The sequence below is a fragment of the Gallaecimonas mangrovi genome (genome assembly GCF_003367375.1).
In the GTDB taxonomy this organism is placed as follows: Bacteria; Pseudomonadota; Gammaproteobacteria; order Enterobacterales; family Gallaecimonadaceae; genus Gallaecimonas; species Gallaecimonas mangrovi.
In genome coordinates, this window is sequence record NZ_CP031416.1 from 3,989,075 (window position 1) to 4,007,807 (window position 18,733).

Genomic DNA, 18,733 nt, shown 5'->3' on the forward strand with positions numbered 1-18,733 from the left:
TGATCAACTTTTCCAAGATGCATGGCCTGGGCAATGACTTTATGGTGATCGATAACGTCACCCAGAACATCTTTTTCTCCGCCGAGCAGGTACAAAAACTGGCAGACCGCCACACCGGCATTGGCTTTGATCAATTACTGATAGTAGAGCCGCCGTACGACCCGGATTTAGATTTTCATTACCGGATCTTTAATGCCGACGGCTCAGAGGTGGAACAGTGTGGTAACGGTGCCCGCTGTTTCGCCCGTTTTGTGCGCTTAAAAGGCCTGACCAACAAAAACCGCATTAAGGTTTCCACCCAAAAAGGCAAAATGGTGCTGTCGGTGGACAAAGACGGCTTGGTTACCGTCAATATGGGCGTGCCCGAGTTAGACCCGGTGCAAGTACCCTTTCGCGCACAAAAAGAAGAAAAAACCTACATATTGCGGGAGGCAGACCAAACCTTTTTCGTGGGTGCTGTCTCCATGGGTAATCCCCATTGTGTGTTGCTGGTCGATAGCGTCACCAGCGCCGATGTCGCCAATATTGGCCCCTTGTTGGGCGCCTCTGACCGCTTCCCGGAAGGGGTGAATGTCGGTTTTATGGAAGTGCTAAACAAAGAGCACATTAAACTGCGGGTGTTTGAGCGCGGCAGCGGTGAAACCCAGGCCTGTGGTAGCGGCGCTTGCGCCGCTGTGGTGGTTGGCCAGCTGCAAGATAAACTGGTGCAAAAAGTACAAGTCGACTTGCCCGGCGGTAGTTTACAAATCAGCTGGGCAGGGCCAGGGGAGCCGCTCTATATGACCGGCCCGGCCGAACACGTTTATGACGGACAAATACACTTATGAGTGAGAGCAACACGGCAAGCCTGTTGGCGCTGGATGAAGATCTGATTGCTGAATACTTGGAGTCAAACCCTGACTTTTTTCACCGTTACCCGGAGCTGTTAATCCGGTTGCGCTTGCCCCATGGCGAGCGCGGTTCGGTGTCCTTGCTGGAACGCCAGTTAGAGCTGGCCCGCAATCGCCATCACAACCTCGAAGAAGAAATTACCGGCTTGTTGTCGGTTGCCGCCCACAACGAACAAGTGGCCAAAGCCTGCCACCAACTGGGGCTTGAGGCGTTAGCAGCCACCAGCATCGACCAGCTTATCGCCCGGTTGGGCGAGGGCGTGCGCATTCATTTGGGTATGGAAATTTCCCGGCTGGTGCTCTGTTCACGCTTGGCCGAAACCCAACATAAGGCCCTTGAAACCGTCTATGCCCGGCTGGAAAAAGGCCCTTATTTTGGTCGTCTGACCGAAGATGAAAAACGCATGTTGCTGGGCCACTCACCCCAGCGCGCCGAATCTCTGGCACTGATGCCCATTGCCAAAGACGGCAAACTGCTGGGTATTTGGGTAATTGCGTCCCCCGATGCTGGCCATTTCGAACCCGACATGGACGCCCTTCTTATCAGCCAGCTGTGCGATTTGCTGGCACTGCGCATCGCTACTTTTAGTCATGGTCGCCTTCGCTGAGGCCCAGCGGCGTTTTTATCGCCATCTTGAAGCCGAGCGCCAGCGCTCGGCCCACACCGTGGACGGTTACCGCCGCCAGTTAGAAAACCAAGCCACGTTTTTTGAGCGCCAGGGCGCCAACAGCCTGGAGCAGCTAACCGAAAGCCTGATCCGCCAGTGGCTGGCTTTTGAGACCCGCCGCGGCCAGTCACCGCGCTCGCTGGCCCAAGGCTTGTCGGCATTGCGCAGCCTTTTTAACTACCTCGTACACCTTGGCGAGTTAACCGATAACCCGGCCAGCCGGGTAAAACCTCCAAAGCAGCCGAAACGGCTACCCAAAGCGCTGGACCTGGATGAAACCGAACGGCTCTTTAGTGACAGCAGTCAAGAGCCGCTACTTATCCGCGACAAAGCCATGCTGGAATTAATGTATAGCTGTGGGCTGCGGCTATCTGAGCTGGTGGGGGTAGACGTCGATGACATTCATGGCGGTGAGGTACGGGTTACCGGTAAAGGCAGTAAAGAGCGCATTGTGCCGGTGGGCAGCAAGGCCATTAGCGCAATTGACGCCTGGCGCAAGGTACGCGGCCAATTTAGCCGCGGTGGCGAAAGGGCACTTTTTATTAGTAGCCGTGGCAGCCGAGTATCGGTACGCACCGTGCAGCAGCGCTTTGGCCAATATGCGAAAAAGGCCGGTTTAGACAGCCACCTTAATCCCCATAAGCTGCGCCACAGCTTCGCAACCCACGTGTTGTCATCCAGCGGCGACCTTCGAGCCGTACAAGAACTATTGGGCCACAGCCAGCTTGCCACCACCCAAGTCTATACCCATCTGGATATGGAAAGGCTGGCAGAGGTTTATGACGCCGCCCACCCAAGAGCGAAGAGAAAATGATTCATTACCGCCCGTTAGGGCCCATTGCCGCCATCAGTTTCGATCTTGACGACACCCTTTATGACAATGCGCCGGTGATCCGCCAAGCCGAGCAACAATTGCAAGACTGGCTGGCACAGCGCGTTAAATTGCGCGAAGACAGTTACGGCTATTTTCAGGGCTGGCGCCAACGGGTACTGCAAGAAAACCCGGAACTGGCCCACGACACCACCGCCAGCCGCCACCGCGCCTTAGTCCGTGGTTTAGGTGCCTTGGGGGTTAGCCAGGCAGAAGGCCTGGCCGACGCGGCAATGGCACATTTTCTGGAATGGCGTTCGCGCTGCGACATTAATCCACAGGTGCATCAGCTGTTGGCAGAGCTGGCCAGTCGCCGGCCGCTGGTCGCCATTTCTAACGGCAACGCCGATATCGACCGCCTTGGCCTTGGCAGCTATTTCAAAGCGGCTTTTCACGCCGGTGGCAGCCGCCAAATGAAGCCCAGCCCTGACCTGTTCATCGCCGCCGCCCAGCAGCTTAAACTCACGCCGCAAGCCATCTTGCACGTGGGGGATCACCTGCGTGAAGACATCGAAGGCGCCCTTGGGGCCGGTTTCCAAACCGCTTGGTATAACCCTGATGGTTTGGCGCTAAAAGACCAAGCCAAAGGCAAACTATTACCGCATTTTGAATTCCAGACATTGGACTCGCTGCGCCAGTTGTTATAATGGCGCCACGTTCACTACTGTATAAATTCCCATGAATATAGCGCACCTGCTGGAAGGCCTTAACGGCAAGCAACGGGAGGCGGTCGCCGCGCCTCAATCCAACCTGCTGGTGCTGGCCGGTGCCGGTTCAGGAAAAACCCGAGTACTGGTGCACCGCATCGCCTATTTAATTCAAGGGCTGAACGTTTCCCCTTATGCGGTGATGGCGGTGACCTTTACCAACAAAGCCGCCAGCGAGATGCGCGGCCGGGTTGAACAGTTAATGGGAGGCCAGCTGCGCGGCATGTGGCTTGGCACCTTTCATGGCCTGGCCCATCGCTTGCTGCGCTTTCATCACCAAGACGCCAACCTCCCCGAAAACTTTCAAATTCTCGATTCTGACGACCAGCTCAGAATGATTAAAAGGGTGATGCGCAGCCTCGGCCTTGACGACAAAAAATGGCCGCCCCGCCAGGCCATGGGTTATATCAACGCCAAAAAAGACGAAGGCCTGCGCCCCAAACATATCGACCCGCAAGATCCGGTAGAAAGGCTCTGGCACCAAATTTATGAAGCCTACCAAAGCGCCTGCAACCTGGCCGGGTTGGTAGACTTTGCCGAACTGCTGCTGCGGGCACTGGAATTGCTGCGCGACAACCAGCACCTGCGCGACCATTACCAAGCCCGTTTTCAGCACGTTTTAGTGGACGAATTTCAAGATACCAACGCCATTCAATATGCCTGGCTGCGCCTCTTAGCTGGGCCACAAAGCCATGTGATGATCGTGGGCGATGACGACCAGTCCATCTACGGCTGGCGCGGCGCCCGGGTCGATAACATTCACCGCTTTTTGGATGATTTTGCCCCAGCCACCACCATTCGCCTGGAGCAAAACTACCGCTCCACCGCCACCATTTTGAAAGCCGCCAATGGCCTTATTACCCATAACGCCGAACGCTTGGGTAAAGACTTATGGACCGACGGCAAAACCGGCGAAGCGGTTTCGGTATATTCCGGCTTTAACGAAATCGACGAGGCCCGCTTTGTGGTTAGCCGCATTCAAGCCTGGGTAGACGACGGTGGCAGCTGGTCGGATGCCGCGATTTTGTATCGCAACAATGCCCAGTCGCGGGTGCTGGAAGACGCGCTGCTGCGCGAAAGTATTAAATACCGCATCTATGGCGGCCTGCGCTTTTTCGAGCGCCAGGAAATTAAAGACGCCTTGGCTTACCTGCGGCTGATGGCAAATCGCGACGACGACGCCGCCTTTGAGCGGGTGGTCAATACCCCCACCCGCGGTATTGGCGACAGAACCCTTGGCATAGTGCGCCAACAGGCGCGCGAACAGGGCACTACCCTGTGGCGTGCCTGCCGGCAACTGCTGGACGCCAAGGTACTCTCAGGCCGGGCCGGTAACGCCATCAACACCTTTATGGGGCTGGTGGATAACCTTGAGCAGCAAAGCGCCGACGAGGTGCTCAGCCGCCAGGTTGATATCGCCATCAAAGAATCGGGCCTGCTGGCGATGTATCAGGCCGAGAAAGGCGAAAAGGGCCAGGCGCGGGTAGAAAACTTAGAAGAATTGGTCTCCGCTACCCAAGACTTCGAACCGGCTGAAGGCACCGAGGAGATGACAGAACTCAACGCCTTCTTGTCCCATGCTGCGCTGGAGTCGGGCGACACCCAGGCCGATGAATTTGAAGATGCGGTGCAAATGATGACCATGCACACCGCCAAGGGCCTGGAATTTCCGCTGGTATTCTTGGTGGGCGTTGAAGAAGGCATGTTCCCGTCCATGCAGTCGGTTACCGACCCCGACCGTCTCGAAGAAGAGCGCCGCCTTTGCTACGTTGGCATGACCCGCGCCATGAAAAAGCTCTATCTGTGTTATGCCGAATCACGCCGCCTGTATGGCCGCGACGAGTTCCACACCCCCAGCCGCTTTTTACGGGAAATTCCCCAAGAGTGTTTGGAAGAAGTGCGGGTGCGCACCCAGGTCAGCCGCCCCGTTACCCAGTACCAAAAGAGCCAGGAACAGTTCAACGAAACCGGCCTTAATCTTGGCCAACGGGTACGCCACAGCAAGTTTGGTGACGGCATCATCATCAATTACGAAGGCACAGGCCCACAATCGCGGGTGCAAGTGGCCTTTGATGATGCCGGTCCAAAATGGCTAGTGGTGGCCTACGCCAGATTAGACGTGCTTTAATCGACCACAGCGTCGCGCTCTTTGAGTAGCGACAGCCCCCGACAGTATTAAGGGAATAAAGATGAGCAAAGACAAAGAAGCCGATACCGGTACCGCCAAACTGATTAGCGAAAAGCTGTTTAAAAGCCGTACCCTGGTGATTTGTGAAGACATAAACCAAACCATGGCGCGCCGGGTTTGCCAGGAGCTGTTGGCCCTGGCAGCCACGTCTGACGAGGACATCACCCTCTTTATCAATTCCCAGGGCGGGCACGTGGAATCGGGCGACAGCATCCACGACATGATCCGTTTTATTAAGCCAAAGGTAAAAGTGGTTGGCACCGGCTGGGTTGCCAGCGCCGGTACCCACATTTATCTGGCAGTGGATAAAAAAGACCGCTACTGCCTGCCCAACACCCGCTTTTTGATCCACCAACCTTCGGGTGGTGTTGGCGGTCAGGCCAGTGATGTTGCCATTCAGGCCGAGCAAATTATCAAGATGCGTGAACGTTTAGCGCAGATCATTGCTCGCCAAACCGGCCAGCCGGTCGAGCAGGTTCGTAAAGATATCGAGCGCGACAAATGGATGACGGCCGAAGAAGCAGTGGCTTACGGCATTTGCAACCAAATCGTTGAAAAAGCTAGCGAAATCTAAGCAGACTGGCAACAGTCAGTTAGGACGAAGCGCTTGACTGATACTCCAGTGAAAAAATCCGACATCTCTCTGGTGTCGGATTTTTTTATGCATCTTTAAACCGCGTTGCGCCCCAAAATAGCGGCTTGAGGCGGTAGCTGCGATGAAAGCCCTGTCAAAGGCTTTGATGGGCATCACCGTAGCAAAGAAGGGTTAGCTGTTTTTACTCGAAAGTAATAGCAGGGGTGACCCCCCCGTTAAGGTGTTAGCAGCCGTCTTTTGCTGGCAACGGCTTTTTTTGTTTAGCACGCAACCGCTGCTGACGAAGGCCATCAAACACAAAAACCAGCAAGGCAACCCAGATAAAGCCAAAGGTCAGCATGTTATGGGGGTCGAAGTTTTCGCCGTACACCAGTACCGCCAGCAAGAACGCCAGACTTGGGGCGATGTATTGGAAAAAGCCCAGCACCGACAACGGTAAATGACGCGCCGCGGCAATAAAGCACAATAGCGGCACCGTAGTAACGATACCGGCGGCCACCAGCAGTGTGTTCAACGACCAATCGTTATCGCTCATGGCAGCAGTGCTGTGATGAAAGCCCAAGTACAACAGCGCTACCGGCAGCAACAATAAGGTCTCTACAAACAGGCCCGCTACCGGATCCACCGGTACTTTCTTGCGAAAGAGTCCATAAAGGCCAAAGGATAGGGCCAGCACCAACGCTATCCAGGGCAGGCTGCCAAAGTACGCCAGCTGTGCCAACACGCCCAGCAGTGCCAGCATCAGGGCAAACCACTGCAAACGGCGCAGCTTTTCCCCTAAAAACACCATGCCCAAGGCGACGTTGAGCAGTGGATTGATGTAATAACCGAGGCTTGCTTCCAGAATATGGCCATTGTTAACCGACCAGATGTAAATGCCCCAGTTGGTCGCAATAAAACAGGCGGTAAGCAGCAGAGTTTGCCATTGGCGGCGCTGCTTGAAGATCTGGCGCACCGCACCAACCTTGCCTAGCGCCAATAACAGCGCCACCAAAAACACGCAGGACCAAATCACGCGGTGAGAGAGAATTTCGGTAGCAGGAACTTGGTGAAGCAGCTTGAAGTAAACCGGCGCTATACCCCAAATAAGGTAAGCAGCAAGGGCATAGAGGACACCTTTTGAGTCCATGGCGCCATTAACTCTTGTTAATACACAGGGCCCGTGATGTTACCAGATACCGCCCAACTCAAGCCATGCGAAAACCCGCTAGCCGTTTTTCCAAGCTTTGAAGCCTATCCTTTAGGCTTTGCGCTTCCAAATTCACCGCACGTACCTGCTCGGAAGTGTCTTGCGACAACTGGTTAATGCCGGCGCTGGCTTCCTGTACTTCGGCAAGGGTAGCCGATTGCTGCTCGGCAGCGGCAGCCACTTGCTGCACCAAATCCTGCACTTTATCAATTTCAGTGGTGACTTCTGCCACCGCACTGCTGCTGGCCATAACCCGCCCCGCGGTGTCGGTAACTTGTTCTTCGTTACGCTGCATGGCCGACAAGGCGCTGGCGCTAGACTGCTGCAACCGGTCTATCATGCCGCGTACGCTTTCGGTGGACTCGCGGGTTTTGTAGGCCAAGGAGCGCACTTCATCGGCCACAACGGCAAAGCCGCGCCCCTGCTCGCCAGCGCGGGCGGCTTCAATGGCGGCATTAAGCGCCAGCAAGTTGGTTTGTTCGGCAATACCGGTAATGGTGTCTAAAATGCCGGAAATTTCACTGCTGTGTTGGGCCAGGCGTTCGATTTCACCGCGGTTTTCCGTTATCGAGGCGGTCAGTTCTTCAAAGCCGCGGTTCACCGCTTGGGTAAGTAATTGGCTCTGGCTTACCTGCTCTTTGGCGTGGTTCATAGAGTCTCGCGCCTGCTGCATATTGCCCGACACTTCCGACGAGGCCTGAGCAATTTCATGCATGGCATGGGCAAGGTGCTCGGCCTGCTGGTTTTGGCGCTCGGCATTATCGTTGGCCTGGCTGGCCGAGGCCATAATATTGCCCATGGCGCCGGATGCCGACACCGCAGTTTGATGAAAACCTTTAAAAATGCCGCTGACTTCATCAAGGTGAAGATCGATAGAACGGCTGATATTGCCAAATTCGTCGGCCCGTTGGTCGGCCAGACGCAGGGTTAAATCAGAATTTTGGGTAATGGCTTTAAGGGTTTCATCCACATAGGCCACCCGTTTTTTCAGGGAGCGGGTAAGGGTGAAGATAAGATACAGCAGCGGCAGCAGCACCAGCACACTAATTAGGCCGGTTAGCCATAACCCCCATTGGGCATTTTGGCTCACCTGCTGGGCGGTGGTAATAAAGCGCTGATTAATAGCGCCAGAAACGGTTTTTATCGCCTTAATACGCGCAGTTGCCATGTCAAACCACTGCCCTTGGGATGGATCAGCCAAGTTATTGGAGGGGCCTTTTTCTAAAACCTGCTGCTGAATTTGCTTAACCTGCTGCCAGTTGCTGCCTTGCTTGGCGTCGTTAAGACGCTGCTTTAAATCATCGGGCGCGACTTCCAAAAAGTGCTCAATATGATTTTGCTCTTCTGTAACCGCCCGTACCACACCCACAAAAGCGTTGTCGCTCAGCTGGTGGCGGGCAAAGGCACCGTTTAATAAACCGCGAATTTGGCCGGCGTTTTCACTGGTCCACATCAAAGACAGGGTGGCATCCAGCAGCGCCTTTAATTGCGGCAGGCCAGCCAGTCTAAGCGATTGGTGAGTAGACAAACTTAACGCCAAGTCGTTAAGCCGGCTGTAAAAGCCAAAGGCGCCATTATCGCTGGCCAGCGCATCCACCTTTTGGCGGGTAAGGCTAAGGGCAGCCAACTGCTCGTTAATGCCGGCCAGCAGCTTTTTGCTGGCGGCATCCAAATGGCCAGTGGGAAGCTTTTTAAAGCGATTAATCGCCTCATCTAACTGTTGGCGCTGGGCTTTTAGCTCTTCGCTAAAACGTGCACCTTTTGAGCCTAAAAATCCGGCGCTCAGCCCCCTTTCCATGGCCCCTTGTTGGGCAAGGTTGGCCGATGTTTCCACCAGTTCCACCATATCAACAGCGGCGGCGGCAGCCTTCGCCTCGGTTGCCAGGCCACCAAAATGCACTACCCAGAGGGCTATCAGCCCCAATAACGGCACCAAGGATACGATAAGTACGGCATGAACAAAGCGAAGTCGGGCCAGAATGCGCTGCATTATCCCTCCTGGATCACGGTCAGTTTTAGGCAACAACAGCTAAGGTGAGAGACGAAGTTTAGTCCACAGATCAAGCACTCACCGGCCGATAGGCAAAATACCGGCTGAGCATTGAATAATGCTTGTTACTGATACAGCCGTTACGGTAACGCTTTGCGCTGTGGGCTTTTTCGGCAAGTGGCTCCCGCACCAAGCCCGAGGCGCTTTTCTCCCCCGCAACTTTCTGCCAAGCTGCCGCTAATCAAGGAGATAGCTATGTTCCGATATTTGCTGCTGTTAGCGGTGCTAAGCCTGCCAGCCCTGGCCGATGTAGAAGAGGCGCGGCTACCCAAAGCCGAAGCTGCTATGCCCGGTGTTATCACCCCCTTTAATAGCCTGCTGGCACAACTCGATGGCTCGCCAGATATGGCAACGGTGGTAAAAGTGGCAAGCCAGGGTTATGCCCTGGGTAAAGCCATTGCCCTTAAACGCCTGGACGACCGGCCACTGTATTGGTTTCGCTTAGCAGGCCAAGCAAAGTTGCGCGCCCTGACATTGCCAGAGGCGACAAAAGACAAACTGATGTGGCGTTTTGAGCGGGTCAGCCGCGGTATCGAAGATGTGCATTTCAAACCCGGCATGAAACATATCTTGTTGACCGGCTTTGACCCCTTCTTCCTTGACCGTCATGTTGACCAGTCCAACCCGTCGGGGCTGGCCGCCTTGATGCTGGACGGCAAAATCATTGAAAAAGACGGCGTGAAAGCACAGATTGAAACGGTGCTGGTGCCGGTGCGTTTTGCCGACTTTGACCAAGGCCTTATCGAACAAATCCTGCTGCCTTATTACACCAAGCACAGCGCCGATATGGTGATCACTGTCTCGATGGGCCGCAGCGACTTTGACTTAGAGCGTTTTCCCGGCAAACGCCGCAGCGCCGAAGCGCCAGATAATGAAAACGTGCTAACCGGTGCTACCGCCACGGTGCCGAAGCTGCCGCTGTTGTATGGCCAGCCTATTTCAGGCCCCGAATTTGTGGCCTCAACACTACCCTTTGATGCCCTGATGGACGGCGACGGCCCCTATGCCATTAACGATAACCGTAAGGTCACGACGTTGGCGGGCGACCGCGAGCCACAACACCTGTTTGAACTCGATGGCCAGGTGTCGGTAAAAGGCTCAGGTGGCGGCTATCTGTCGAACGAAATCAGCTACCGCGCCATTCGGCTGCGGGACTTGTTAAAAAGCACCATACCGGTTGGCCATATTCACACCCCGCGCATTGCCGCCTACGACAAAGCCAAAGAAGCGGCGATCGTTAAACAGCTCACCTCAATGCTCACCGAGGCGGTTGGCAGCTTAGAGGATTAAAAAAGGCAGCCAATTGGCTGCCTTTTTACTAACCCAAATGCGCCTTTAAGAACTTGGCGACGTTTTCATACACCGCCACTTTGCTGTCGGCATCGTCGATAAAATGCGTGCCGTCTTTGAGTTCCACATAGTGAACGTCTTTACCGGCGGCCTTGGCAGCTTGGTAAAGTTCCCGGCTTTGCTCAACGTTAACCCGGGTGTCTTTGTCACCATGGATAAGCAACATCGGCATGTTAATGCGCCGCACCTGCTCGAGTGCAGAAGTACGCTGCCAGCGCGCTTTAACGCCTTTTTGCTCAGGGTCACCCAAGGTTACCGCCATCAAGGCACCAAGGAAGGATGAGCGGTTGTGGTCTTTTTCCCACATCTGCTGCAGATCGGAGATCCCGGCAATGGCCACCGCACACTGAAAATCTTTGCTGTCGCGGTAGCTCGCGACCATCGCCGCATACCCCCCGTAAGAGCCGCCAACAATACAGGCTTTATGGGCATCAACCTGGCCAGTTTTTTGTAGCCAGTGCAAGCCGTCGATGAGGTCGTCTTGCATCTTCAGCCCCCACTGCTCGTAGCCACGAATCTCAAACTTGTCGCCGTAACCGGTCGAGCCACGGTAGTTGATTTTCAGTACCGCATAGCCCTGGTTGGCCAGCATCAGTGCCAAGTCATCAAAGCCCAGTTCGTCACGGGCATGGGGGCCGCCGTGGGGCAATACCACCACCGGCGGTTTTTGCGCATTAACCGGCAATGTTAAATAGCCATGCAATGCCAAGCCGTCTCTAGTTTTAAAGGATACCGGCTGGGTGTTGGCCAGGGCTTTACCTTCCAATACCGGCTTGGCAGACAGCCAAAACGCCGCCTTATTGGCCTTAAAGTCCACCACAAAATACCGGGTGGGGTGATTGGGTGCCGCTTGGGATACCAGCGCGACCTTGTGGTTAAGGCTGACATCGTAAAGGTAGGCTTTGCCGCCCTTACCAAAGGTAGCGTGCACCATACGCGCCATTTTCTGTAAATCTGGGTCTTGGTAAACCATCTCAAGGCTGTCGTCGATGTAGCTGTAACCGACCAGCTTGTTACCGCGAATAATGCCACTACGAATGTCATACCCCGGCACCTGATAAAGCACTTCGCCAAAGGCCTGTTTGGCAAGGTCATAAACCTGCATTACCTCACGGTCCTGGCCGTAATCAGAAATCACCGCCAGGCGGTGGTCATCAAGCATGGTAATGGGGTCGAAGGTAATATCCCCTTTGGTATCAAGCTCTTTAACCAAGGTCAGCTTGCTGTCTTTGCCCACCTTGTATACCGAGATCTTGTCTTTGTCGTAAGCAAAGCCAAAGGTGACTTGCCCTTCGGCATTCACCGCCCAGTCATTCACGTCTTTGTGGGAAGAGGCCAGCTTGGTGAAATCGCCGTTATCGACATTCATATCGAATACCGAATAGCCCATGTCTCTGACATCAAATGCCGTCAAGACAATATGGCCGGGCTCAGCAGGTAAGCGGTGCAGCATTTGGCCTTCGCTAACGCTTTTCATCCAGCTGTAGTCGTCCTGGCCCATTATTTTGATGGCAAGCGGCTGCAGATTAGAACCGTCGCGGTGTACCGCATAGTTATGGGACACCCGATATTGCTGGCCGTAATAGTATTCGGGGTAACTGGCACTGACGAACAGCCGGTCGTTATCAATCCACTCCACGTCTTCGATACGGTCGCGGGTCTTTTTAAGCTTCACCACATAGTTAAACTGCGGTTTGGCCAATGGCGACACAAACACCACCGGTACGCCCTTTTCGTAACTGACGCCGGCAATCCATTTACCGTCCGGTGACAACTCTAAATTTTGCGCCAGTGGCATTTGCGCAAACTGTTCAACAGTAGGGGTTTTGTCCTTGGCAAGGGCAACCTGAGGCAGGCTAAGCGCCAGAAAGAGTAAAAGTCCTTTTTTCATGTTGTTGTTTCTTAAGAAAACAGAGCAACAATGTAACAATATTGGACATTGTGAACAAAAAATTAACGGGTTCAGGATCACAGAGCCATAAAAAAGGCAGCTCATTGGCTGCCTTTATAAAAACAGGCGTTTACATCCTTTCCAGGGTTTTAATACCCAGCAGACTCAAGCCTTGTTTAAGGGTGCGGGCGGTTAAGTGTGCCAGCTTCAGGCGTGAGCCTTTCAAGGCTTCATCTTCACTGCTAAGAATGGGGCAGGCTTCGTAGAAGCTAGAGAATAGCCCAGCCAATTCAAAAAGATACAAACACAGGTAGTGCGGCGCCCCTTCACGGACCACCGAGCCAATGGTTTCTTCAAATTGCAGTAGCTTCTGCGCCAACGCTTTTTCTTGCGGCGCGGCCAGCTGTAAAGGCGCGCTAAGGCTTTGTGGCTCGATACCGGCCTTACGGAAGATGGAGGCCACCCGGGTATAGGCGTAGAGCATGTAGGGGGCGGTGTTGCCTTCAAAGCTCAGCATGGCGTCAAAGCTAAAGATGTAATCAGAGCTACGGTGCTTAGAAAGGTCGGCGTATTTCACCGCGCCAATACCCACCGCATGGGCAATCTCTTTAAGCTCTTGTTCGCTAAAGTCGCTGTCACGCTCTTTAACCAATTGGTAGGCCTTTTCTTCGGCTTCCACCAGTAAGTCAATCAGCTTAACGGTGCCACCGCTACGGGTTTTAAAGGGCCTGCCGTCTTCGCCATTCATGGTGCCAAAACCCATGTGTTCAAGGCTAAATTCGTCACGCACAAAGTCGGCCTTGTGAGCCAGGGTAAAGACCTGTTTAAAGTGCAGGGCTTGGCGCTGGTCAACAAAGTACAAAGCGCGGTCGGCTTTTAAAACGTTGTTACGGTAGCGCATTGCCGCCAAGTCGGTGGTGGCATACAGGTAACCGCCGCCCGCCTTTTGAATAATGATCGGCAGAATGGAGCCATCTTTATTTTTGAATTCGTCCAGGAATACGCACTTGGCGCCTTGGTCTTCGGTCAGCAGCCCTTTGGCGTCTAGGTCGGCCACCACTTGTGCCAAGTCATCGTTGTAGGCGGACTCGCCCATCACGTCGGCGCGGGTTAGCGAAACATTGAGCTTTTTGTAGACCGCGTGGCAGTGGTTTAACGAAATATCGTTAAATTCACGCCACATTTTCAGACACTGCTCGTCGCCACCTTGCAGCTGCACCACCAACTCCCGGGCACGGTTAGCAAAGCTTTCGTCTTCATCAAAGCAGCCCTTGGCGGCGCGGTAAAAGACTTCCAGGTCAGACAGGCCCATTTCAGCCTGGCTCTTACCTTCAGCCTTTTGCTTCTCTAAATACGCCAGCAGCATGCCAAACTGGGTGCCCCAGTCGCCTACGTGGTTTTGACGAACCACCTTATGGCCTAAAAATTCCAGGGTGCGCACTACGGCGTCACCAATGATGGTGGAACGCAGGTGGCCAACGTGCATTTCTTTGGCAAGGTTGGGGCTGGAATAATCCACCACCACGGTTTGGCTAGCAGGTTTGGCAACCGCGAGATCGGCATCAAACAGGGCGTTTTCGGCCTGCTCGGCTAACCACTGCGGTTTTAAGAAAATATTGATAAAGCCCGGGCCCGCAATTTCCAGCTTGTCGGCCATTGCACCCAGATCCAGGTTATCCACGACCTGTTGTGCGAATTGGCGGGGGTCTTGCTTCATTCGCTTGGCTGCGCCGATGACACCATTGGCCTGATAGTCACCAAATTCTGGTCTGGCAGACTGACGCACCGCCGCAGGGGTCCCAACTGGCGCACCCGCAGCCGCAATAGCAGCCCCAACCTTGTCATTAAGCAGCGCTTGAATGTTCACAACACCATCCCGTCGAAGAAAAAATTGAACAAAGGGTCAGCATTCTACCCCAGACGCCGCGCCTTGGCACCACGCCAGAGGGTCCGGAATTTGATATTGGTAGTTAAGGGTTTGCGCGGTCCAATCACCCACCACTCGCTTGCCACCCGTTTGGTCGGAAAAACGTGGCGGCGTAAGCCCTGCCAGTTTTGCCGCCTGCACATAAAAATGGGCGCGGCTGTAGCTTTGCGGGGCAACGGCATGAAAAATGTCACCAAAGCGCTGGCGCTGCAAGATAGCCAGGCTTAACCCCAAGGCATCGGCTTGGTGCACTAAATTAACCGGGGCGCCGCCGCGCGGCAGGTCAGTTTTGCCCGCTAAAAAACGGCCGGGATAACGCTCTGGCCCAAAGAGACCGGCCAGCCGCAATACCGCGCTTTGATAACGGCCATCATCCAGCAAGGCCCGCTCGGCCTGAGCCAGTGGCGAGTTAGCATCAGCAGCGCTCTTTTCATCCAAGGTCGCGTCGGCTTCTTTTAGCGCGCCGGTTGATGACAGCAGCAAAACCTTTTGAAGCCCGTTACCTGCAAGGCCATCACGTAGCCTCTTGAGCATGCTCAGGTAGGCATCACCGTTGCCCCGGCGTACCCCGGGCGGGAAGGCCAACACCAGCTGCTCAAAGCCATAAAAAGGAGTGAAATCGAGTTTGTCGGCAGATAAATCCAGCACCTGCGCCGGCACGCCGTCTGCAACCAGGGCGTTACATCTGGCCTCACTGCGGCGGGTTGCGAGCACCTTCTGCCCCTTGGCAGCTAGCCGCTTGGCCAAGGGTGCCCCTAACCAACCAGCGCCGATAACAATCGTAGAAATTTGCGTCATTTTAGGCACAATGAAAAAATTAGACTACCAGACTGCCTACCAAATAATGTACAGTAGGCCCGTGTTCATCGATTGACCCTTTGCAAGCGGGGTCCTTTGAGGGCACAAGTTGCGCAGACGACGTCCCGGCTGTGCAGCTCATTTAAGGTCCGTTGTCATTTCTTAACCGAATTGACCCCGATTGCGGACTGGCCCGGCGGCAATAGAAACAGGCAGATCCCCTCTTCCCTCCTCTAGCCGTTGTCGTCGGGCTTATTTTCTTCTTCCTTTTTCTTCAGCGCCTTTAGCCCTTTATCAAAATCAGGCCCTAATGCGTGCTCCATCACCAGCCCCAGGTAGCGGTCAGAAATATCATTACCCATGTCGGCAAAATAGCCCCAGGTTACGTCACTACCATTGGCGGTTTGGCGAATGCGAAAAGAGATGTCAGCTTGGTCGTGGCCGGCAAATTGCAACCGAAAAGCCACATAACCCGGTTTATCGGACTCAAGCAAGGTCATAGAGCCTTGGTCACCGGTCTTATCATTTTGTTGCCATTTAAGCTGCTGCCCAGGCTCAGCCGCTTTGCCCGTTACCTGATAGCTGGCGGTGGCGCCAGCATACCAAGGCGACCAGCTATTGAATTGCCGCAGGTCGGTTAAGGTTGCATAGATTTGTTCTGGCGGCGCTTTAATACTGATAGAACGCGCAAACTGGCTATCTCTTGGCAGAAAAAGACCAATCACTAACAACGCCACTATGCAGACTACCAGCGCTGTAATCGCCTTTTTTAGCCAACCCATGCCTGTCTCCTATGGCGCCATCAATGATGATGGTGCGGTTTAATCTCCAACCCTTTAGGCCATAACTCTGCCACAAATCCACGCGCGCCACGGCGAATTAATGCCACCGAGAAAATAACAATCAGCACCAAGGCACACAACATGCGCCAAGGGCTGTTCAATTGCGCTTGGCTCAGCGTCGGCAAATTATGGGCGCTCACCCCCAGCCCTTGGCTTACCCAAAGCGCCAGGGCGGCAGCAATCACCATCACCACCACGCCATAGCTAATAGCAAAACGCTGTGAGTGTTGCTGGGCTAAATAACGCAACAGGCCAAGGTTAAGGGCAGGGCCCACCAATAGCGCCGCCAACGCGGCCCCCCAATCCAGGCCAAAAGCCAGCAGCACCGCCACTACCGGGGTAAGGCCGGTAGCGCAAAGATGCAGCGGTAATGCCAGCACCAGCACCAACACCAATTGCCAAACCGGATGAGCGGCGAGGGCAGTCCACAGCGGATGCGGCGCCAAGGTTGAGGCCACCACCAAACCGGTAATAACCCAAGGCGCAGTGTGGTCAATTAGATGGCCATAACCCATTTGAAAGGCTGAGCGCAGCGGCGCTTCAGCGTCATGCTGATAACAGCTGCGGCCAGGCACTTGCGGCAATAGCCGGACCAGCAGCGCCGCGCAGGCCAGCGACAGCAACAATACGGCAGCAAAACGCCAAAGGGTGAGTTCAGGGCCCAGTAAGGCAAAGCTCACCAACAAGGCATCAATGCCGAAAATAGGGGCAGCCAGCAAGAACGCTAAAGCCATTCGTGGCTGGGCACCATGTTGTAGCAATTTGGGGTAAACCCTGGTGGCATCGGGCAGACACACCGGCAGCAGCAGCCCCCATGCCATACCCCTTAGTAATCCCGGCTTGGATGACTGGTCTTTGGCACGTAGTGGCCGCAACCAGTTAAGCAGCATGGCAATGGCGTAGGCGGCTAATAACCAGGGCGCCATGGTCAGCAGCAAATGCCAAAAACGCAACAGGGCAGTACCGGCGTCAGCACCGTGGTCATGTGCGTGTAGCTGGCTTTGAAACAGCGACGGCACCGTGATCACCACCAATACCAGCGCGCCAACAAGGCCCCCTAAGCCTGCCATCCAGTGGCTGGCGGTATGGTGGCGCGCAAAGGGCCGGTGCAGCACCACGTGCAGCAAGGTCCCGGCGACCAAGCCTTGTAACCAGCCCAGCTGCTGGGCATTAACATCCGGCAGCCAACGAAAACCGACGAAATAGCCAACCAAGGTACCCACTACCACCAGCCCAAGTACTGCGGCTGCGGCTATGCGGCCAAATTGCGGCCGCAGTAGCCACCACAAGGTTAACCCTACCGGCAGACGGTGCAGCACCACTCCGACCGCCAGCAAGGCGCCAGCGGTGGTGTGATTGGCATCAACCAGTGCCGCGCCGTCGGTAATGGCGTGCAAACTGAGGCCAAAAACCCCGACCAACAAGGTAACGTTATGGGTGGTTTTGGCGGCGCCATGAAAGAGGTCTTCTATCTTGCCGGGGCCAACAGCGCCTGCCAGCAACATCAACAACACCGGCCAACCACCGGCGTGCAGGGCCTCTGGCATCACGTGGAACAGCAATAAACCGCCGATCACCACAAAAATGAAATTGTCGAGCAGCACCAGCCATTCTTGCCGTTGAGACAAATAACGATAAAGCACAGGCCCCGCGACCAGGGCCAGCAGGCTCAAAAACAGCAACATGGTGCTCTCGACAAAAAAGAGGGTGTAACATTATAACAAAACAATTTTCCTACTGGCTATGCCTCAATGCGGCAGCACCACAAAGCGCCCTTCAAACGCGGAAACAATTTTGCCGTTACTGGTATCCACCAACACCGAGCCAACGTTAACCCGGGCTCTTTGCCCGTCTTTTAACGCCGCTAGGGCGTGCCAGCTGTCCTTGGTATTTGGCAAACTCATCATCAATGGCGCTTGCGTCATCGGCTGAGGGTAATGAATGTCGCCATGGGCCAGCACGATGTCACCTTCAACACCCAGGCTTTGCATCTGCCACCACACGCTGCCCCAAGCCGTTAGTGTAGCCAGGGCATAATGGCTGCCGGCAAAAAGCGTACCGTGCAAGTTACTGTTGTTGTCAAAAGGTGCCTGGCAAATCAGTTGCTCGCTGTTAAAGGCTTGGGCCCTTAAGCCCATAAACTTCGCCATGGGAATGGTTTGATGCCAGAGCGTGGTTAGCCTCGCCGCCTTTTCGGCGCCTTCGCCGGCCAGCGCTATTTGCATCTTAAAATGTGGAATTTGGCCATACAGTAGATGAGAAGGCCCCAGTAATTCAAAGCCTGCCCTTTGGTAAAACGGCAGCGCCGCCTCCCTGGCATTAAGCTCAATTTTGTTAAGGCCAAGACTGTCAGCCAAGGCCAGCAGTCCGCGCAGTATCATGCCGCCAAGGCCCTTGCCTTGCTGGCCTGGGGCAACCGCCATATAGCGAATTTGGCCAATACCTGGCGCGCTTTCATGCAAACGGCCGGTGGCGACAACCTGGTCTTGGTCTTTAACCATCAGGTTCCAGGCATCGGCCTCCAGCTCGTCTCGTTCTGAACCGGGCGGTTGTTGCCATGGCGCCCTTAGCACTTGCCAGCGCAGTTGATAACAGGCGTCAAAATCGATTGACGTTAAAGGCGCACAGAGTTGCATCAGGTCAATACTCTTGTCATTTGTAATAAGCACCATTAGAAAGCAAGGTAGGGCTTACAGGCAATCAATCTAAATATGCGATTATCTTTAGTTGTTTTAAGCGCTTATTTATCTAATTGCAATTAGCATAG

15 protein-coding genes are annotated in these 18,733 nt (G+C 54.6%); 7 read left to right on the top strand and 8 right to left on the bottom strand.

Translation table 11 applies throughout. From position 1 onward, the window contains the following. Positions 1–2: 2 nt before the first annotated feature. From dapF to DW350_RS19015, 6 genes are all read left to right on the top strand, one after another. Positions 3–827, top strand: coding sequence for a diaminopimelate epimerase (dapF, locus tag DW350_RS18990; protein WP_336407013.1), 825 nt, complete (start codon positions 3–5; stop codon positions 825–827). Then, on the top strand, positions 824–1,498 hold the full coding sequence (locus DW350_RS18995; protein ID WP_115720445.1) for a DUF484 family protein: 675 nt from the start codon (positions 824–826) through the stop codon (positions 1,496–1,498). The genes dapF and DW350_RS18995 overlap by 4 nt, the downstream gene beginning before the upstream one ends. Beyond that, on the top strand, positions 1,482–2,372 hold the full coding sequence (gene xerC, locus DW350_RS19000; protein ID WP_115720446.1) for a tyrosine recombinase XerC: 891 nt from the start codon (positions 1,482–1,484) through the stop codon (positions 2,370–2,372). Before DW350_RS18995 ends, xerC begins: the two co-directional genes overlap by 17 nt. Then, complete coding sequence (locus DW350_RS19005) at positions 2,369–3,076, top strand: HAD-IA family hydrolase (protein ID WP_115720447.1); 708 nt, start codon at positions 2,369–2,371, stop codon at positions 3,074–3,076. Before xerC ends, DW350_RS19005 begins: the two co-directional genes overlap by 4 nt. Positions 3,077–3,107: 31 nt before the next feature. Then, positions 3,108–5,264: a DNA helicase II gene (gene uvrD, locus DW350_RS19010; protein ID WP_115720448.1), complete on the top strand. Its 2,157-nt coding sequence runs from the start codon at positions 3,108–3,110 to the stop codon at positions 5,262–5,264. Positions 5,265–5,325: 61 nt separating this feature from the next. After that, positions 5,326–5,898 carry an ATP-dependent Clp protease proteolytic subunit gene (locus DW350_RS19015; protein WP_115720449.1) on the top strand — a complete coding sequence of 191 codons (573 nt, stop codon included), beginning with the start codon at positions 5,326–5,328 and terminating at the stop codon, positions 5,896–5,898. Between the two features lie 244 nt (positions 5,899–6,142). On the opposite strand, the gene rarD is transcribed toward DW350_RS19015, so the two are convergent. Beyond that, positions 6,143–7,048, bottom strand: a complete 906-nt coding sequence (gene rarD, locus DW350_RS19020) for an EamA family transporter RarD (RefSeq protein ID WP_115720450.1) — start codon at positions 7,046–7,048, stop codon at positions 6,143–6,145. Positions 7,049–7,106: 58 nt separating this feature from the next. Continuing rightward, positions 7,107–9,098, bottom strand: coding sequence for a methyl-accepting chemotaxis protein (locus tag DW350_RS19025; protein ID WP_115720451.1), 1,992 nt, complete (start codon positions 9,096–9,098; stop codon positions 7,107–7,109). Positions 9,099–9,353: 255 nt separating this feature from the next. Between DW350_RS19025 and DW350_RS19030 the strand changes: the two genes are divergently transcribed. Beyond that, positions 9,354–10,448: a pyroglutamyl-peptidase I gene (locus DW350_RS19030; protein WP_115720452.1), complete on the top strand. Its 1,095-nt coding sequence runs from the start codon at positions 9,354–9,356 to the stop codon at positions 10,446–10,448. A gap of 28 nt (positions 10,449–10,476) precedes the next feature. Here DW350_RS19030 and DW350_RS19035 read toward each other — a convergent pair whose 3' ends face one another. From DW350_RS19035 to DW350_RS19060, 6 genes are all read right to left on the bottom strand, one after another. Beyond that, complete coding sequence (locus DW350_RS19035) at positions 10,477–12,399, bottom strand: S9 family peptidase (protein WP_192954752.1); 1,923 nt, start codon at positions 12,397–12,399, stop codon at positions 10,477–10,479. Positions 12,400–12,529: 130 nt separating this feature from the next. Continuing rightward, positions 12,530–14,266 (bottom strand): arginine--tRNA ligase, encoded by a 1,737-nt coding sequence (gene argS, locus DW350_RS19040; RefSeq protein WP_115720454.1) that lies wholly within the window; start codon positions 14,264–14,266, stop codon positions 12,530–12,532. 36 nt (positions 14,267–14,302) lie between these two features. Continuing rightward, a complete protein-coding gene (locus DW350_RS19045; protein WP_115720455.1) occupies positions 14,303–15,124 on the bottom strand; it encodes an NAD(P)-binding domain-containing protein in 822 nt (273 codons plus the stop codon). Between the two features lie 233 nt (positions 15,125–15,357). Further along, on the bottom strand, positions 15,358–15,906 hold the full coding sequence (locus DW350_RS19050) for an SRPBCC family protein (RefSeq protein WP_115720456.1): 549 nt from the start codon (positions 15,904–15,906) through the stop codon (positions 15,358–15,360). Positions 15,907–15,926: 20 nt separating this feature from the next. Then, positions 15,927–17,651 (bottom strand): permease, encoded by a 1,725-nt coding sequence (locus DW350_RS19055; protein ID WP_115720457.1) that lies wholly within the window; start codon positions 17,649–17,651, stop codon positions 15,927–15,929. A 63-nt stretch (positions 17,652–17,714) separates the two neighbouring features. Beyond that, on the bottom strand, positions 17,715–18,602 hold the full coding sequence (locus tag DW350_RS19060) for a bifunctional GNAT family N-acetyltransferase/hotdog fold thioesterase (protein ID WP_192954753.1): 888 nt from the start codon (positions 18,600–18,602) through the stop codon (positions 17,715–17,717). Positions 18,603–18,733: the final 131 nt, after the last annotated feature.

What these genes read in the sequence shown, in the direction of transcription:
- DW350_RS18995 (WP_115720445.1), top strand. Translation starts at nt 824, where the DNA reads ATGAGTGAGAGCAACACGGCAAGCCTGTTGGCGCTGGATGAAGATCTG.
- xerC (WP_115720446.1), top strand. Translation starts at nt 1,482, where the DNA reads ATGGTCGCCTTCGCTGAGGCCCAGCGGCGTTTTTATCGCCATCTTGAA.
- DW350_RS19005 (WP_115720447.1), top strand. Translation starts at nt 2,369, where the DNA reads ATGATTCATTACCGCCCGTTAGGGCCCATTGCCGCCATCAGTTTCGAT.
- uvrD (WP_115720448.1), top strand. Translation starts at nt 3,108, where the DNA reads ATGAATATAGCGCACCTGCTGGAAGGCCTTAACGGCAAGCAACGGGAG.
- DW350_RS19015 (WP_115720449.1), top strand. Translation starts at nt 5,326, where the DNA reads ATGAGCAAAGACAAAGAAGCCGATACCGGTACCGCCAAACTGATTAGC.
- rarD (WP_115720450.1), bottom strand. Translation starts at nt 7,048, where the DNA reads ATGGACTCAAAAGGTGTCCTCTATGCCCTTGCTGCTTACCTTATTTGG.
- DW350_RS19025 (WP_115720451.1), bottom strand. Translation starts at nt 9,098, where the DNA reads ATGCAGCGCATTCTGGCCCGACTTCGCTTTGTTCATGCCGTACTTATC.
- DW350_RS19030 (WP_115720452.1), top strand. Translation starts at nt 9,354, where the DNA reads ATGTTCCGATATTTGCTGCTGTTAGCGGTGCTAAGCCTGCCAGCCCTG.
- DW350_RS19035 (WP_192954752.1), bottom strand. Translation starts at nt 12,399, where the DNA reads ATGAAAAAAGGACTTTTACTCTTTCTGGCGCTTAGCCTGCCTCAGGTT.
- DW350_RS19045 (WP_115720455.1), bottom strand. Translation starts at nt 15,124, where the DNA reads ATGACGCAAATTTCTACGATTGTTATCGGCGCTGGTTGGTTAGGGGCA.
- DW350_RS19050 (WP_115720456.1), bottom strand. Translation starts at nt 15,906, where the DNA reads ATGGGTTGGCTAAAAAAGGCGATTACAGCGCTGGTAGTCTGCATAGTG.
- DW350_RS19055 (WP_115720457.1), bottom strand. Translation starts at nt 17,651, where the DNA reads ATGTTGCTGTTTTTGAGCCTGCTGGCCCTGGTCGCGGGGCCTGTGCTT.
- DW350_RS19060 (WP_192954753.1), bottom strand. Translation starts at nt 18,602, where the DNA reads ATGCAACTCTGTGCGCCTTTAACGTCAATCGATTTTGACGCCTGTTAT.